Source organism: Wolbachia endosymbiont of Armadillidium vulgare str. wVulC (assembly GCF_001027565.1).
Taxonomy (GTDB): Bacteria; Pseudomonadota; Alphaproteobacteria; order Rickettsiales; family Anaplasmataceae; genus Wolbachia.
The window spans coordinates 347777-365039 of record NZ_ALWU01000001.1; the positions used below are offsets into that span (position 1 = coordinate 347777).

Sequence of the window (17263 nt, forward strand, 5' to 3'; positions counted from 1 at the left end):
TTATCTCTAAAGCCTTATTTTCTTTCCTCTAACTTTTTAGCTCCGCTTCCAACTTTTTTATTTTTTGTTGTAAATCTTTCTAAAGTTCTAAAAGATTAACCATGTTACCTCACTTTTACGATTGATTTTTATCTTACTTAGTCTACCTATTTTGCTGCTTTAATGAATGGATAAATAAATCATTTCACGCACTGTCCTTAACTTGTTCTGTTTGATATCCACTACTACTTTCGCCTATAGCATTAGAATATTCTTCATCGTCAATATATTCTTTTAGAACATATCCTCTGCCCCAAACGGTTTCTATGTGGCTTATTCCATCATTTGCATTTTCAAGTTTCTTACGTAATTTGCACATAAAAACATCAACTATCTTGTTATCTGAAGGTTCGTCCAAGCCATTGTAAAGATGATTTAAAAACATTTCTTTTGTCAAAACCGTTCCTTTACGTAATGCCAACAATTCTATCATGGAATACTCTTTGTTAGTAAGGTGAACCGTTTTGCCTTTCACTTCAACAACCCTGTGGTCAAAATTGATATTTATATTACCAATCTTTATCACTGATTCGGGATGGCCTTTAGTACGACGCACTATGGCCTTTATTCGAGCTAATAATTCGCTCTTATGAAATGGCTTGGTTAAGTAATCATCGGCACCATACCCAAGTCCTTTAGCTTTATGGTTGACGGCGGAGATACACGAAAGTATTAAAACAGGAACTTTGATTTTTGCACTTCTTAATCTTAACAGTATATCATATCCATCAATATCACCAGGCAGGTGTATATCTAGAATAACTAGATCGTAACAATCTCCACCCGAGGAAACCATATTATTGTTATAATCTTGTGCAGAAGTAACAATGTCGCAAAAATGTCCATCGGAAGCTAAGGCATTAACTACAGTCTTTGCACTTACTTGATCATCTTCAATTAATAATATACGCATATTTTACACCCCATAAATAATTTATAATTTTAGTAATATATATAACCAAGGAAAGTAACAAATCAAATTTTTATTAACGAATAATAGAAATTACACTTATTAATTAATAGTTAACATGTCGTTCCAAAATTATACAAGTAGATCTAAAATATAATAGATATATTATATACTATAATAATAATAGTATTTTTAGTAAATATTGAAAAAAAGCTATTCTTATTAAAAGAATACTTAAGTTAATAGATATTTAACTATTTTTTATATCTATGTTATATTTTTAATTTACTTGTTTTACTGTTTTAAATTATAAGTAATACTTTCAGGAATATTGAGTGGCAATATCAATTTTAGGTGCTGGTGCATGGGGTACAGCAATTGCAATTTCACTAAGTAGTAAGAAAAATGTAATTTTGTGGACTCGCAATGAGGCCACATTTGAATCAATTAAGGAAAAAAGAGAAAGTGACAAGCTACCTGGTTATCCAATTTCTGATAATGTATCAGTAAAATTAGCTATTGAAGATACAGTTAATGCTTCAGTAATAATCCTAGCTGTTCCCACTCAGTCTCTAAGGGAAATATGTCATCAATTGCATGATTGTAACCTAAAAAAAAATGCAGCAGTAATTTTGGCTTGTAAAGGAATAGAAAAATCTACATTAAAATTACCTAGTGAAATAGTCAATGAAGTTTTACCTAATAATCCTATTGCTGTTTTTTCTGGCCCTAGTTTTGCTATAGAAGTTGCAAGAGAATTACCATATTCGATGGTTCTTGCATGTCAAAATGATGTATTATGTCCAAAACTAGTATCAGAGCTACAGCAAGAAAACGTTAAGTTATATCTCAGTAGCGATGTTATAGGTATACAAGTTTGTGCAGCGTTAAAGAATGTTTTTGCTATAGCATGTGGGATTGTTCTAGGTAGCAAGCTTGGGTTTAATGCTCATGCAGCATTGATTACGAAGAGTATGAGCGAAATTAAGAATTTATACTCGGCAAAAGTTGGTGACCATAATATAGATATGAATACACTACTTGGGCCAGCATGTTTAGGTGATCTAGTTATGACATGCACATCCTTGAATTCAAGAAATCTATCTTTTGGATTTAAAGTAGGTAGTAATAACAATAGCTTTGATGTTCAGCAAATTTTATCAGAAGGCAAATCAGTGATTGAAGGCTTTAACACTGCTAAGTCCGCGTTTGATTTAGCAGGAAAGCTAAAGATAAAAATGCCTGTATGTGAAGCGATCTATAGATTATTATATGAAAATACCTCCATAAAAGATACTATTTCTGTTCTTGTAACTTAGTTTTGTATTTTGGTATATTATGAAATTTTTATATAAACTGATATCAACATGGTGGCTATCTGGCACGGTAAAAAACATGCCAGGTACTATAGGCAGCTTGGCTGCTTACCCAATTGTTCCCGTAATACTGAGTGACAGAATTTTAGGTGTAGCAATTATTTTTTTTTTATTTTTGATTGGATTATGGTCTACAGGCAATTATATACAACATTACAAAGCTCCATGTGATCCAAAAGAGGTAGTAATTGATGAAGTAGTTGGTCAATTGCTGACAGTACTTCTAGTTTCAATATTATTAGACCAAGAAATGAATAGCTCTGTATTGTTGGCGTGCTTTTTCTCCTTTAGGTTTTTTGATATAATAAAAGTGTGGCCTATAAATTTGATTGATAGGAATACCAAAGGTCCTTTGGGTATTATGCTAGATGATGTTGTAGCTGCAATTTTAGCCTGCGTTTTTATAGGAGCCTTTTATTGTTTATTGTTGGTTTATGCAGGATAAAAAAATTTATTATTCAAACTTAATTGTTCAAAACCTGAAGGATTATATACTTTATGCAACGAATTTATCCAAGTGGGAAATACATGATAGATTTGATAACATTATATTTACAATAAATGGTACTAGGGAGTCATTATTTAATTTTGTGTTTTGTGAAGATCAATGTACTGAGCTTTCTATATGGAGAACTCTAGATTATCTCAGAGCAAGAAATATAGAAGCAACATGGGTAATGGACTCACATCTAAAAACAAGAGATATTTTAGAAAAGTATGAAATAAAACACGTTAGCACACCAAAAAAAGCTTTACTTAATATGAAAAATTATTTTTTACCTGCTGATGCTGTTCCGAATTTGAGATTGAATATTGTAAATAGTAGTGAACTCTTAGAACAGTTAGATTTGCACACTTCTAAAATTTTTTATCATAATGTTGGAATTGTCAGCACATTTTTTCGCCGGTTATCAAATTATGATGATAAGAGCTCAGGATTAAGATTTTTTCTTGTAAAATTAAATAATGAAATTATTGGGACATGCGGTCTTTATATTCAAGACAGCGTAGCTGGTTTTTATAGTGATGGGGTTTTGCCAATTTATAGGGATCATGGGTTAGGTACTCAAATTGTTTTAGAAAGAATAAAGATAGCTAAGCAACTTGAATGCAAATATGTAGTAGCACATTGTATGAAACCTTCTGTAAACCTTTACAAGAGGTTAGGTTTTCAGATGTTGGGCAACCTTTATCTATATACCTCTTCAGTATAATTTCTTTGCTGAGCAGTTGCAAGTTTTTACGTTCGTTTTAACAACGCTATGTTTTTTTTGTATGAAGTAGTTTTAATATTAATTCCTAATATTCTTTCTTTTTCTCATATTCTAAATTAAAAATTAGTAATAAAATTAAAGACTTACAACATCAAAATGTTATCATAAATAATTTAATAGATACTGTAAATGATGGATTTTATATTTGGGATGCAAAAAAACGTATAGAAAAGTTCTCTCCCAATTTACTAATTTTGCTTAATACTGTTTTTTATTCGTTTAATGAGTTTGTAAATTTTTTTGAGCAATCAGAAAGCTTAATTACAAGCTTTGCTGAGGCAAAGGAAATAAATAAATCTTTTACTCTAGATTTAAAGTCAAAAGACAGTGAGGTTTATTGTACATGTTATGGTAGAAGCATAATAGATTACTCTAATAACGTGATTGGTGTGTTGTTATGGATAAGGAATATCTCAGATTATAAGATAAAAGCTAACGAACTTGAGTTAGAAAATAGTAAGCTTATGCGAGAAGTGGAAAGCTATAAAAAAGTTTTTGACTCTTTACCATTTCCAATACTGAAGTGCAACAAGAATGAAAAAGTAAGGTTTTATAACTTATTTTATGATAAATATATAGGCAGCTCTAAAAAATTTACTGTTGCGAGTGGCTCCTATAACGTAAAACCAGGAAAGTGTGTAATAACTTACAAGAACGAACCTAAGGTTTTTAATTTTGTTAAAGTTCCAATACAAAATTCTAGTAGCATGGTAATGTATGGAAAAGATGTTAGTGATGAAGAAAAATTACATACTGAGCTAAACAATTGTTTGGCTGCACAAAAAAGTTTGCTTGAGAAGTTATCGATTGCTGTAGCGATATATAGTAAGAATCAAGAGTTAAAATTTTATAATAATGCTTTTATAAAAACTTTTCAGTTTGACCCAAAATTTTTGGCATCTGACCCAACTTATCACGAAATTATGCTTTACCTATTCGAATCTAAAAAGCTTTTAGGAAAAGAGGATTTTCAAACTATTAGTAAACAAAGACATGAGTTGTTCAAAGGATTATTTGAATCATATGATGAAACAATGCATTTCATGAATGGAAGAACGTTTAGAGTATTAACAATACCCTACGCTTCAGAGGGTTTACTATTTTCTTACGAAGAGTGTAAGAAATAATGCTCAAACTCCTTCTCTCTCTACCATGAGCTGTTTTACTTTTGCTATCGCTCTTGCTGGATTAAGCCCTTTCGGACAGGTTTTTGTACAGTTCATTATTGTATGACAACGATACAACTTAAATGGGTCGTTTAAAGAATCAAGTCTTTCTCCTGTCTTATTATCACGACTGTCGGCAATCCATCTGTAAGCTTGCAGTAATATTGCTGGCCCTAAAAATTTATCACTATTCCACCAATAGCTTGGGCAACCAGTCGAACAGCAAGCACATAGTATACAATCAGACAGACCATCTAATTTTTTTCTATCTTCAGGAGATTGAGGATATTCTTTATTCGGCAGGGTAGGTTTGTCTGTCTGTAACCAAGGCTTAATTGATTTATACTGCTCATAAAATTGGCTTAGATCTGAAACTAGATCCTTTACTATAAACATATGAGGTAGTGGATATATTTTTATTTCACCTTTTATATCACATATAGATTTAGTGCATGCAAGAGTGTTGGTACCATCTATATTCATTGCACAAGATCCACATATCCCTTCTCTGCAAGAACGTCTAAAAGTTAAGGTCGAATCTATTTCGTCCTTTATTTTTATTAATGCATCAAGTACCATAGGACCACAATTATCCATATCGATAAAAAATGTGTCTATTCTTGGATTTTTATCATCATCAGCAGACCAACGGTAAATTTGAAATCTTCTAATATTTTTTGCTCCAGTAGGAGTAGGATAAATTTTGCCCTTTTTATTAACTTTAGAATTCTTTGGCAAAGAAAACTGAACCATATTGCTTACCTTTTACAGCTAAAACCCCTTTATTTGTAAATAACATATTTTGGTATTATCTACCATACTTTTCCTTTTCAAATTCAAGCAAAGCTAAAATCTTATTTTCTAAATTCTTCATTATAATTTCCTCATCTTCTTTTTGATGATCATAGCCAAGTAAATGCAATAATCCATGAACTAACATGTGTGCAGTGTGAGTAAGGATGGATATACAGTACTCATGAGACTCTCTTTCTATTGTATCTATTGCAATTGCTATGTCTCCTAGATCACATTTACTAGATAATTGTTCGCATGGAAATGATAGTACATTAGTTGGCTTGTCTATTTTTCTAAACTTAAGATTAAGTTGATGTAGCAAGTTATCATCAGCGAGAGCTATTGATATATTTGGTTTATAGTGGTCTATTATTAATTCTTTTAGAGAAGCATTAATAATATTTAATACAAAACTCTCTGGGTCCTCCGTAATACTATGCCACCTCTTATCAAGAATGTTTACTTCTAACATGAATAACGCACCAGAAAGGACATTATCCCATAACTTGACATTGAAACCCAAAAAAGAAGAGTTATAGACCATCGTATCATACATACAACTATACGAATATTGTACACTAGAAGGATGCCATCCCAGTGCCCCGACATTGGGATCCAGGAATTCTGATTAGATATTAGGTGAGTGAATATAAAAGCTATATTAAAACACAACATTTTTAATGTGGTTGCATTACAGGCAGATTCCAGTGTCAAGCACTGCTTTGTGTTTGATGAAAAATCGGCTACTTCGAAACAAACACTCATACAGCTGTATGTTGTGTGCTGAGGTAATATTGTTTGGCAACAGGTATTACACATCACTCATCCTTATTATTTCATTCCACTCAGTCTCTAAAACTGGAGAAACTGATAAACGTGATTGTTTTAATATAACCATATTTTTCAAAAGTGGGTTTTGTTTTATACTTTTTAACGTCACTTGGTTACTTAAAGGTTTCAAAAGTTTTACATTCACTAGTCCAAATTTGGAATTATAAACATGATAATACTCCTTTAATACTTCAACTATTCCAAGTATAACTCTCTCTTTACCTGTATGATAAAAAAATGCAAGGTCGCCTAATTTCATAGCTCTCATGTAATTTTGAGCTTGATAATTGCATACACCATTCCACTGCGTCACCTGCTCCTTTCCCATTTTTTGCCACGAGTATTCACTTGGTTCTGACTTTAGTAGCCAAAATTGCATTATTTTTTTCTTCTTAAATAAGCTGGTATATCATAAACATTGCTACCCCACTTAACTCTTTCGTTTGTTTGCTCAGTTGAAGCATATTCTTTTGTTTCTAATGTTGGAATTTGATTATAAGGCCATTTAAAATTTTTTTCCTCTGCTGGGATCTTGTTTTGATTAACAGATGAATTGTCGTTACAGCTATCAATGCCAGTTGCAAGAACAGAAACTCTAACTCTTCCCTCCATCGCCTGATCAAAAGTGGCACCAAATATTATATTTGCATTTTCATCCACTTCTTCACGCACTCTATTGGCTGCAGAATCAACTTCAAATAGAGTCATGTCTCCACCACCAGTAATATTAATCAATATTCCTTGCGCACCTTTCATTGATACATTGTCAAGCAATGGATTAGATATCGCAGCCTCTGCAGCACTAATTGCCCTATCTTCTCCTTCTGCTTCTCCAGTACCAATCATTGCCTTACCCATCTCACTCATTACTGTTTCTATATCAGCAAAATCAAGATTAATCAGTCCTGGCATGATCATCAAATCAGTTACTCCTCTTATGCCAATATGCAGAACATTATCGGCGAGTTGAAATGCGTCAGCAAATGTAGTTTTCTCGTTAGCAATTCTAAATAAATTTTGATTGGGAATGACAATAAGTGTATCTACGTATTTTTGCAACTCTTCAAGTCCAAGCTCTGCAATGCGCATACGTCGCACACCTTCAAAACCGAACGGCTTAGTTACAACTCCAACAGTCAGTATCTTTTTTTCTTTTGCTCCTTTATCTTTAACTACCGCTCTTGCTTCTCTGGCTGCTTTTGCAATTACCGGTGCAGCACCTGTTCCAGTACCACCACCCATCCCTGCTGTGATAAAGAGCATATGGCTATCTTTTATATGCTCCATAATTTCATCAATTGATTCTTCTGCTGCACCTTTACCAACATCAGGCAAAGCACCAGCACCAAGGCCCTTAGTTAAGTTAATACCAAGTTGAATTTTTTTATCACATAATGACTTCTCTAACGCTTGAGCATCGGTATTTGCTACAACAAAATTTACTCCTTGTAAATTGGATTGAATCATGTTGTTCACAGCATTTCCACCAGCACCACCCACTCCCACAACGGTAATCCTTGGGTGTAATATAGGTAACTCCGGCAGACTAAGATCAATAGACATTTAAATTACTCAAATTTAGCGAATTCACTTGATAGTAAGTTACCGCTTTTTTAATAATATGCAAATACTTTTCACTTCTATAGGCTATAAATAGTAAATATGGTTTACTTATTCTTAATAATACTCAAGTACCATGAAACAACAGGCAAAAATTTTGCACCTATAGAGAGTGTAACTCCACTGGTGCAAAAAAATAGAAATATCTATGAAAAAAGGGATAGAAACTACCCTCTTGTTGTGTAGGCTATACCTGTGCTTTTTGTTCCCAACCGACTGCTACAGCAATCTTGTCTAAAACTGTTTCCGGATTCTCTACATTGAGCTTGGTAGTACCATTCTCTGTGTTTAATAACTCCTTCACTCCACCAATTTGACCCGCCTTACTACTGTTCATATATGCATATACAGGTGCAGCTATTAAAGCTGCCACCGCAGCAACAACTATAAAACTAGCAACTAGTGGATGAGCAACTAAAAATGCAGATACTGCAGTAATAGCAGGACTAACGAGTGTTGCAGCCTTTGTTCCAACCGTACCGACGAAAGCCGCATAAGCTGGACTCAAAAAATAAGCTGCTGTAAGCGAAGCTACTGCTGCAATTGCTACAAAAGTCGCGGCCGTCTTGTATGGATGGTGACATACGTATTGCCAATTTGCGCTAGCAACACCCTTAGTTGTATTCAAAAACCCTTTCTCAGACTGATCCCACCCTTTTCCATTAGCTTCCCAGAGGGAATCATTTTCTAAAACATTTACTGTCATAACTCTACTCCTTAAATAGAATATTAAAATTTCATTAAGAATAATATATAGTAAAAAAAAGCTGCCTGTCAAGTAATTTAATTTATTAGTATAATCTTATTCTGTAATTCAGCGCTTCAGCAATGTGTGCTCTTTTTACTTCTTCACTTTTTGCAAGATCTGCAATTGTTCTTGCAACTTTTAATACGCGTGTGTAGCCTCGATTGGAAATGTAATTTTCTTTCAGTACGTATTTTAGCAATTCTAACCCTGCCTGATCTGGTTCAGTAAATTTATTAAATGCTTCACCGCTTACTTCTGAATTGCAACGAATATTTAATTCACTATAGCGCTCAGTTTGAACTTTTCTTGCTGCTACCACTCTTTCTCTTATGATTTTAGTACTTTCTCCCTCCATAGAGATTTCAGGAGAGAGTATGCTAACGTTTGGCATTTCAATGCATATGTCTATTCTATCAAGCAATGGGCCTGATATTTTGTTTTTGTAATCTGTGCCACACTTTGGAGCTTTGTTGCACGATCTGCTTGCATCACCTAAATAACCGCACCTGCAAGGGTTCATTGCAGCAATCAGTTGAAAATTTGCAGGGTAGGTTATGTGAGCATTTGCCCTTGCAACGGTAACTTTTCTATCTTCAAGTGGTTGGCGTAGAGAATCAAGCACAAGTCTTGGAAATTCAGGTAGCTCATCAAGGAATAACACGCCATTATGAGCCATGGTAATTTCTCCGGGTTTTGCATTCTTTCCTCCCCCTATCATTGCTGGCATAGAGCATGAATGATGAGGTTCACGAAAGGGACGCGCTACTTTGAATATTTCATTACCAGTCTTTATTATACTGGAAATAATATTAACGTCAATCATCTCCTGTTCGGTCAAATCAGGCAGCAATCCTATAAAGCGCTTAGCAAGCATTGATTTTCCAGTACCAGGAGGGCCAACAAGAAGCATATTATGCCCACCTGCTGCCGCAATTTCGGCTGCTCTTTTTGCAACAACTTGGCCTTTGATATCCTTCATATCGGGAACCAATCTTTTTTCTTTGGGTGCAGCGCTATAGTTAAAAGTTACCGGCTGAATTAATTGCTCACCCTTAAAGTGTCTGATAATATCAGTTAATTTCTCTATAGCCAGAATTGAAACATTCTTCACCCATACAGTTTCTACACCATTTCCTCTCGGGCAAATTACTCCTTTATTTACCTGTTTTGCATTGATTGCTGTTGGAAGTACTCCTGAGATTGGTATGACTCTGCTGTCTAGTGCAAGCTCGCCCATAATTATATAAGACTGAACTTTTTCAACTGGTATCACATTCATGACAACAAGTAGTCCAACAGCAATAGCTAAGTCATAATGACTACCTTCTTTAAGCAAATCCGCAGGGGAAAGATTAACTGTGATTCTTTTTGGAGGTAGTAGTAAATTAATTGAGTTTAATGCCGCTCTGATGCGCTCTTTAGATTCTGCAACAGTTTTATCCGGCAGTCCAACAATATTAAAAGCTGGAATACCATTTGCCATGTGAATTTGTGCATTAACATTTACTGTGCTGGTTCCCTGAAGTGCAACGGTATTTATATTTGCAATCATACTATATTATATAAAGTTATTAATATAATATATTGACAAAGTAACGAAGTAAACAGTAGCTGTTAAAAGTGGTTTAATTTAGCAAAAAAGTGCAGTATTCTATCACTTTGCTGATTATATATGTTTATAAGAATAATCGCTTTTCTTTTGCTATATTCAAGCGCAGTTTTCTGTAGTGATTGTAACTTTAACTTACCGTATCGTGGGCTCAGTTGTGATTTGGATCTATCATATAGAAATTTAAGTAATATAAAGAAATTATTGAATAACAAAGATAAGTTTGTTGCACTTACGTTTGATGATGGACCGTCTTATAATAGAGCAGGAGATATTATTAATATTCTGGAGAGCAATAAAACAAAAGCGACATTTTTTGTGCTTGGTGAACGTATAAATAAAAAAACATATGAGATAGTAAAGAAAATCCATGAAGCAGGTCATGAGTTAGGCAATCACTCTTGGTCGCATAGGAAGTTGACATCACTTTCAAGTGAGGAACAATTGCAAGAGTTGGAAAAGACAAATATAGCAATTAAAAATGTAACAGAACAGAGTGTAAAATGGTTTCGTCCACCATATGGATGTCACAATGATAATTTGATCGAAAATACTAATAGATTAAATATGTATTCCATATTATGGACAGTTGACTCTCTGGACTGGCAAGGCGATAAATCAGAGATTTTAATTGAAAGAATTGTAAGCAACGCACATAATGGAGCAATTATATTATTCCATGATCACGATAACAAGTCAAATACAGTTGAAGCTTTACCTCAGATTATTGAAATACTAAAAAAATCAGGTTACGAGTTTGTTACCTTAAGTGAGTGGGAGGAAAGGGTTTGTAATGTAGTAAAAGCTAGAAATGTGCCAATAAAAGGAGGAGGAGTGCATTTTAAAGGAATCCTATGTGGACAAAAAACAAGGTCTTCAACCGCAGAGCATTTATATTAGGTGGTATTCAGCTTACTATTTCTGCTATTTTTAGTTATAGGTTGTATACTTTACAAGTACGAGATAGACAAAAATATGAAGTGCTATCCAATAATAATAGGATAAAAGTTGTTACTATTGTGCCTAAACGAGGCAGGATTTTGGATAGGAATAGCGCTGAACTCGCAGTAAACAAAATTTCGTATATTGTTTTGTTTGATGGGCAAAGAACCTTTACTAGGGAAGTTGATTTGCAAATGTTATCAGAAATTAAACCTGATGCGACAAAATCATCAGAAACGAAAATAACTGCTCTTTATAAACGTTACTACCCGTTTGGTTCGATATGTTCTCATATAGTCGGATATACAAAAAGACAGCAAGGCATAAACGAAGCAGGGGTCAGCGGCATTGAATATACATATGATCATATATTAAAAGGCAAGCCAGGAAAGTCTGAGCAGGAAATAAATTCTAAGAAGCGTATCATGAGAGAGTTATCTAGCATACCGCAGCAAGACGGACAAGATGTACAGCTGACAATTGACGTTGATTTGCAGAGGAAAATTGCAGAGGTATTTAAAGACCACCAAGGTTCCACAGTGGTAATTGATGTAAATAACGGAGAAATTTTAGCATTGTATAATTCACCTTCTTACGATAATAATCTTTTCACTAGCAGATTATCAAATGAAACTTGGGAAAATTTAAACAATCCTTCATTACCGCTTGTAAACCGTGCATTATCATATCAAATTCCACCTGGTTCAATATTTAAAATAATAGATGCGCTTGCGGGTTTAAAAGATGGAATAATAACACCAGAAGAAAAATTCTCGTGTAGGGGCTATATGAAGATAGGTGAGCGGAAATTTCGTTGCCTAAAAAGCAAAGTCCATGGATATGTATCTTTAAACGAGGCAATGGCCTTCTCATGCAACACTTACTTTTATAATATAGGAAAAAAAATAAATGTAGATTCTCTACTAGAAATGGCTAGCAAATTTGGTATAGGAAGTGGACCATTAATTGGAATGTTTAAGGAAGAAGCTCCGGGATTGTTGCCTGATGTGGATTGGCGTGCACGCAAGCTATATTCAGAGTGGTATTTAGGTGATACCATTAACTTAGTTATAGGACAAGGGTATTTACTTACAACGCCATTACAGCTTGCGGTTCTTGCAGCGAGGGTTGCAACAGGAAAGGAGGTAATTCCCCACATTGAGATGAGTAAATCAGGGCAAGACTTTCTTGATATTGATGTGAATCATGAGCATCTTAGTGTGGTTCGAAAAGCTATGTTTGACGTGGTGAATTCTAACTATAGAAAAGGGCTAGGCAGTGTACAAATTGCTGGAAAAACTGGTACACCAGAGATAAACTCTAAGGGTGAAAGTCATAAATTGTTTATCGCTTATGGCCCCTACCATGATCCGCGCTATGCAATCTCAGTGTTTATAGAACACGGCAAAGCTCCACGCCAAGATGTTGCAATTGCTAGTGAGATATTGCGATATATGCTTGAAAAATGACCTTATGAAATGGTCATATATGTTACTTGTAATTCATCTATCCAAATCATAACTGTTTAGACTGAAAAAAGAAACGAAAATTGTATAAACCTTTCAATTTAGTGCTTTAATGTTTCTGACAAAGGAAAGGCATTATCTTTATTTTCTATAGAGAGAGACACACTACTTTCATTGTTATCATCAATTGAAGTAATAGGGTGCATCAAAGCAACTTTTATAACTTTATCAATATTCTTAGCAAAAATTACGTTGATCCCTTTTTTAATATTTGCAGGAATCTCTTGCATATCTTTCTCATTTTCACTTGGTATAATCACAGTTTTGATCGATCCTCTTAGCGCAGCAAGCAACTTCTCTCTCAAGCCCCCAATAGCTAAAACTCTACCACGCAATGTTACTTCGCCTGTCATAGCAACACTTTTGTTAACTGGTATATTTGTCATAAGAGAAACAATAGATGTACATACTGCACTGCCAGCAGAGGGACCATCTTTTGGCACAGCACCCTCAGGTACATGCAAATGTATATCATTATTTTGAAATTTTTCGGGTTTTATACCGAAAAATAAACAATTTGACCGTACATAACTATATGCAGCTTTTATAGACTCTTGCATAACCTCTCCAAGCTTTCCTGTGTATTTTATTTCCCCCTTACCCGGAATTAGGACTGACTCTATCATCAAAATATCACCACCTGTTTCAGTATAGGCGAGACCAGTTACTACCCCTACCAAACTCTCATTTTCTGCAATGCCAAAGATATACTTACGTACCCCTAGATAATCTTGTAAATTACCAACCTCCACCGATATTTTCTTATTTTTATCAGTTAATATTACTTTAACTGCTTTCCTCATGAGCTTTGCAAGTTCCCTTTCTATGCTTCGCACGCCGCTCTCACGTGTATATAAACGTATCAACTCGTATAATGCTTCATTAGTTATTTCCCACTCCTTCTGATGCAAACCATGCTCTTTCTTTAATTTTGGAATAAGGTGATGTGTAGCAATACTGATCTTCTCATCTTCGGTATACCCGGATAATTGTATAACTTCCATCCTATCACGCAAAGGATGCGGCAAATTTAAGCTATTTGCTGTAGCTACAAACATTACACTTGAAAGATCAAACTCAACTTCCAAGTAATGATCCGTAAAGTGTTTATTATGCTCAGTATCTAAAACCTCAAGTAATGCAGATGCAGGATCGCCACGCGAATCAGAACCCATCTTATCTATTTCATCAAGCAGAAAAAGTGGATTGCATGACTTAGCTTTTTTCATATGTTGAATAATTTTACCAGGCATTGAGCCAATATAAGTTTTTCTATGTCCTCGTATTTCAGACTCATCACGTACACCACCAAGAGATATGCGAACAAAATCTCTTCCTACTGCTTTTGCCATAGACTTAGCTAAAGAAGTTTTACCAACACCAGGTGGTCCAACTAAGCAAAGTATAGGACCTTTTATCTCTTTTACTCTCTTTAATACTGCTAAAAATTCTATTATTCTATCTTTTACTTTCTCTATGCCATAATGATTTTCATCTAAGATTTTTTTAGCTGCATTTAAGTTAATTTTTGCATCTTTGTACTTTCCCCACGGCAAATCAAGCAACCAATGCAAGTAACTAGATATAACTGTTGCTTCAGGAGAAATGGGATTCATTTTCTTATATCTCTTCAAGTCAGTTATGGCTTTTTCTCTCGCTTCTTGAGAAAGCTTTGTTTCATTTATCTTTTTTTCAAATTCATTGAGTATATTCCCTTCATCCCCATTTTCAAATTCACCTAATTCTTTCTGTATAGCTTTTAATTGCTCGTTAAGGTAGTAAACTTTCTGAGTACTTTCAACCTGTGATTTAATTGTTTTATACAAGCGGTTTTGTGCGCTCAAAATACTTATTTCTCTCTCAACAAGAGCAAAAACTTTTTTTAAACGCTCTTTTGGGTTATAAACTTCAAGTATGTTTTGCTTATCTGATACCTTTATATTTAAGTGTGAAGCTACCATGTCTACAAGTTGATCAACCTCTTTGACTTGATCAATAGGGTTAATGATAATCTCGGGCTGACTTTTCTTGTTTAATTTACACCAACTGTCGAATGCATCTATAACAGACCGCCTTAAAGCTTCTAAATCAATATTATCTTCATTTTCTCCATATTCATAATAACCATCCAATGCTACTTTAGCCTGTAATAAAGTATGAGAGCTAATATATTCTATAACTTCTCCCCTTCTCACTCCCTGAATCATGACTTTTACCGCGTTGTCAGGCAGTTTTATTAATGGTTGTATAATGTTTGCTAACACACCTACTTTATAAAGATCCTCTGATTCTGGATTATCAACAGAGCCATCTTTTTGTGCTATAAGAAAAATCTCATTTTGGTGACTACTGCTACTTATTGCATACTCTAATGCATGAACAGATTTTTCTCTACCTATGAATAAAGGTACCATTATATTTGGAAAAATTACTACATCTCTTAGAGGTAATACTGGTAATACAGCAGAATTAAAGTTTACAGCACGTTCAATACTCATAATATATGTCTCAAACTAATCATTAACCGTTATAACACCACTCCTATTACTATGATCAAGCATCACTTTTCCTAATTCTACCATTTTCTTAGTGATCGTTATAGCGCTACCTTCAAAACCTCCATTGCCAGCTGTATACATAACATCAAGCAAAAGTGACTCTAAGATAGCACGTAACATCCTTGCACCTGTTTTATAACTTATAGCTTTTTTAGCAATAGCTGATATTGCTTCATCTGAAAACTCAAGGTTTACTTTACTAAATGCAAGTAATGCTTTATATTGTTTTACTAGCGCATTTCTTGGCTCCGTCAACACATGTATTAAATCCTCATGATCCAGCTCATCTAAAACAGCAATTATTGGAACCCGCCCTACAAATTCGGGTATTAAACCGAATTTGATTAAGTCCTCAGGTTGAACATCATGTAAAGCATTTTTTTTCTTTTTTTCTTTAGACTGACTTATGTCCGCTCCAAAGCCAACTGACGTTCCCTTTTTTCTTGCCTCAATAATTTTATCGAGGCCCTCAAAAGCTCCTCCACAAATAAACAGTATGTTACTAGTGTCTACTTGTATAAACTCTTGTTGTGGATGTTTTCGCCCTCCTTGTGGCGGAACATAAGCAACTGTATCTTCCATAATTTTAAGTAGAGCTTGCTGTACCCCTTCACCTGAAACATCACGGGTTATTGAAGAGCTTTCAGATTTCCTTGTGATCTTGTCTATTTCATCGATAAACACTATACCGCACTGTGCTTTTGCAACGTCGTAATTTGCAGCCTGCAATAAACGTGACAACACACTTTCTACATCATCACCTACATAACCTGCCTCAGTCAAAGTTGTCGCATCAGCCATAGCAAATGGCACGTCTGAAACTTTAGCAAGTGTTTTGACTAGCAAAGTCTTACCAGAACCAGTGGGGCCGATAAGCATTATATTTGACTTCTCGATTTCAATATCACTTATAGTATGAAGTTGTACCATAGATTGACAATGGTTATACATAGCTACAGATAAAACGTGTTGCGCATGTTCCTGACCTACAACATGCTTGCTAAGAAAATTTTTTATATCTTTAGGTTTCTTTAGTAACAGCTTCATATCAGGTATACGATCTAAATTAAAAGCTCCCTCTTTCTTTTGACTTATTGCTTTATGGGATAACTCTATGCATTCATTACAAATAAACACCTTTAAACCTTCTGAAGAGTTAGTAATCAGTTTATCTACCTCGTTTTGTGCTTTATTGCAAAAAGAACAGTAGTGTAAATCATTATTGTTATCCATTAAACTACCTTTTGTTTAACTTTAATGTTTTCAATCTTAATATCTTTACGCTCAGCTATTACTCTGTCAATTAAGCCAAGTTTCATTGCTTCTATAGGATCCAAAAATTTATCTCTTTCCATCATTACTTCAATCTTCTTTAGTGAATGCCCAGTATGTTTTTCATAAATTTGATTTAGCTTTTTCTTAATTCGCAAAATTTCCTTAGCATGTATTTCTATATCAGTTGCTTGACCTTGATAACCACCAGATGGTTGATGTATCATAATTCTTGAATGAGGTAGAGAGTGGCGCTTACCTTTCGCACCAGCTGCAAGCAACAAAGAACCCATAGATGCGGCTTGACCTATACATAAAGTTGAAACGTCTGGCCTTATGTACTGCATTGTATCGTAGATTGATAAACCAGCAGTTACAACACCACCTGGCGAGTTAATATACATATGAATGTCTTTATCGGGGTTTTCCGATTCTAAAAATAAAAGCTGTGCTACTACTACACTGGCCATGTTGTCTTCAACAGGACCAGTTACGAAAATTATTCTTTCTTTCACTAGTCTTGAATATATGTCATAAGCACGCTCACCACGACTAGTTTGCTCAACTACAATTGGTATAAGAGTCATACCTTTTCCT

Annotated in this window: 15 protein-coding genes and 1 pseudogene; 6 read left to right on the plus strand and 10 right to left on the minus strand. The window is 34.5% G+C overall.

All coding sequences use genetic code 11. The features are described from left to right. Positions 1–184: 184 nt before the first annotated feature. On the minus strand, positions 185–952 hold the full coding sequence (locus wVul_RS01675) for a response regulator transcription factor (RefSeq protein ID WP_047758887.1): 768 nt from the start codon (positions 950–952) through the stop codon (positions 185–187). A 332-nt stretch (positions 953–1284) separates the two neighbouring features. Between wVul_RS01675 and wVul_RS01680 the strand changes: the two genes are divergently transcribed. The 4 genes and pseudogenes from wVul_RS01680 to wVul_RS01695 all read left to right on the plus strand — a co-directional run bounded on the left by wVul_RS01680 (position 1285) and on the right by wVul_RS01695 (position 4726). Then, positions 1285–2268, plus strand: coding sequence for an NAD(P)H-dependent glycerol-3-phosphate dehydrogenase (locus wVul_RS01680; protein WP_047758888.1), 984 nt, complete (start codon positions 1285–1287; stop codon positions 2266–2268). Between the two features lie 19 nt (positions 2269–2287). Beyond that, positions 2288–2770, plus strand: a complete 483-nt coding sequence (locus tag wVul_RS01685; RefSeq protein WP_047758889.1) for a phosphatidylglycerophosphatase A family protein — start codon at positions 2288–2290, stop codon at positions 2768–2770. Then, positions 2760–3539 (plus strand): GNAT family N-acetyltransferase, encoded by a 780-nt coding sequence (locus tag wVul_RS01690; protein ID WP_047758890.1) that lies wholly within the window; start codon positions 2760–2762, stop codon positions 3537–3539. The genes wVul_RS01685 and wVul_RS01690 overlap by 11 nt, the downstream gene beginning before the upstream one ends. Positions 3540–3587: 48 nt before the next feature. Beyond that, a pseudogene (locus wVul_RS01695) lies at positions 3588–4726 on the plus strand (hypothetical protein). A 3-nt stretch (positions 4727–4729) separates the two neighbouring features. Here wVul_RS01695 and wVul_RS01700 read toward each other — a convergent pair. The 6 genes from wVul_RS01700 to wVul_RS01725 form a co-directional block, all read right to left on the minus strand. After that, positions 4730–5518: a succinate dehydrogenase iron-sulfur subunit gene (locus tag wVul_RS01700; RefSeq protein ID WP_047758891.1), complete on the minus strand. Its 789-nt coding sequence runs from the start codon at positions 5516–5518 to the stop codon at positions 4730–4732. Between the two features lie 55 nt (positions 5519–5573). Further along, positions 5574–6032, minus strand: coding sequence for an rRNA maturation RNase YbeY (gene ybeY, locus wVul_RS01705; protein WP_047758892.1), 459 nt, complete (start codon positions 6030–6032; stop codon positions 5574–5576). Positions 6033–6371: 339 nt separating this feature from the next. Next, the gene (locus wVul_RS01710; RefSeq protein ID WP_047758893.1) at positions 6372–6770 is read right to left on the minus strand and encodes an EVE domain-containing protein; all 399 of its coding nucleotides are present in this window, start codon (positions 6768–6770) and stop codon (positions 6372–6374) included. Beyond that, the gene (gene ftsZ, locus wVul_RS01715) at positions 6770–7954 is read right to left on the minus strand and encodes a cell division protein FtsZ (RefSeq protein WP_047758894.1); all 1185 of its coding nucleotides are present in this window, start codon (positions 7952–7954) and stop codon (positions 6770–6772) included. The genes wVul_RS01710 and ftsZ overlap by 1 nt, the downstream gene beginning before the upstream one ends. Positions 7955–8198: 244 nt before the next feature. Further along, a complete protein-coding gene (locus tag wVul_RS01720; RefSeq protein ID WP_238580357.1) occupies positions 8199–8717 on the minus strand; it encodes a hypothetical protein in 519 nt (172 codons plus the stop codon). A gap of 85 nt (positions 8718–8802) precedes the next feature. Next, the gene (locus tag wVul_RS01725) at positions 8803–10311 is read right to left on the minus strand and encodes a YifB family Mg chelatase-like AAA ATPase (RefSeq protein ID WP_047758895.1); all 1509 of its coding nucleotides are present in this window, start codon (positions 10309–10311) and stop codon (positions 8803–8805) included. A gap of 120 nt (positions 10312–10431) precedes the next feature. On the opposite strand from wVul_RS01725, the gene wVul_RS01730 reads away from it, so the two are divergent. Then, positions 10432–11268, plus strand: a complete 837-nt coding sequence (locus wVul_RS01730; RefSeq protein WP_047758896.1) for a polysaccharide deacetylase family protein — start codon at positions 10432–10434, stop codon at positions 11266–11268. Then, positions 11223–12779, plus strand: a complete 1557-nt coding sequence (locus wVul_RS01735; RefSeq protein WP_047758897.1) for a penicillin-binding transpeptidase domain-containing protein — start codon at positions 11223–11225, stop codon at positions 12777–12779. The genes wVul_RS01730 and wVul_RS01735 overlap by 46 nt, the downstream gene beginning before the upstream one ends. A gap of 98 nt (positions 12780–12877) precedes the next feature. Here wVul_RS01735 and lon read toward each other — a convergent pair whose 3' ends face one another. Genes lon through clpP form a run of 3 tightly spaced genes read right to left on the minus strand, consistent with a single transcriptional unit; the run spans position 12878 to position 17253 of the window. Continuing rightward, positions 12878–15334, minus strand: a complete 2457-nt coding sequence (gene lon / locus wVul_RS01740; RefSeq protein WP_047758898.1) for an endopeptidase La — start codon at positions 15332–15334, stop codon at positions 12878–12880. Positions 15335–15349: 15 nt separating this feature from the next. Beyond that, on the minus strand, positions 15350–16627 hold the full coding sequence (gene clpX / locus wVul_RS01745) for an ATP-dependent Clp protease ATP-binding subunit ClpX (protein ID WP_047758899.1): 1278 nt from the start codon (positions 16625–16627) through the stop codon (positions 15350–15352). After that, complete coding sequence (gene clpP, locus wVul_RS01750; protein WP_047758900.1) at positions 16627–17253, minus strand: ATP-dependent Clp endopeptidase proteolytic subunit ClpP; 627 nt, start codon at positions 17251–17253, stop codon at positions 16627–16629. The genes clpX and clpP overlap by 1 nt, the downstream gene beginning before the upstream one ends. Positions 17254–17263: the final 10 nt, after the last annotated feature.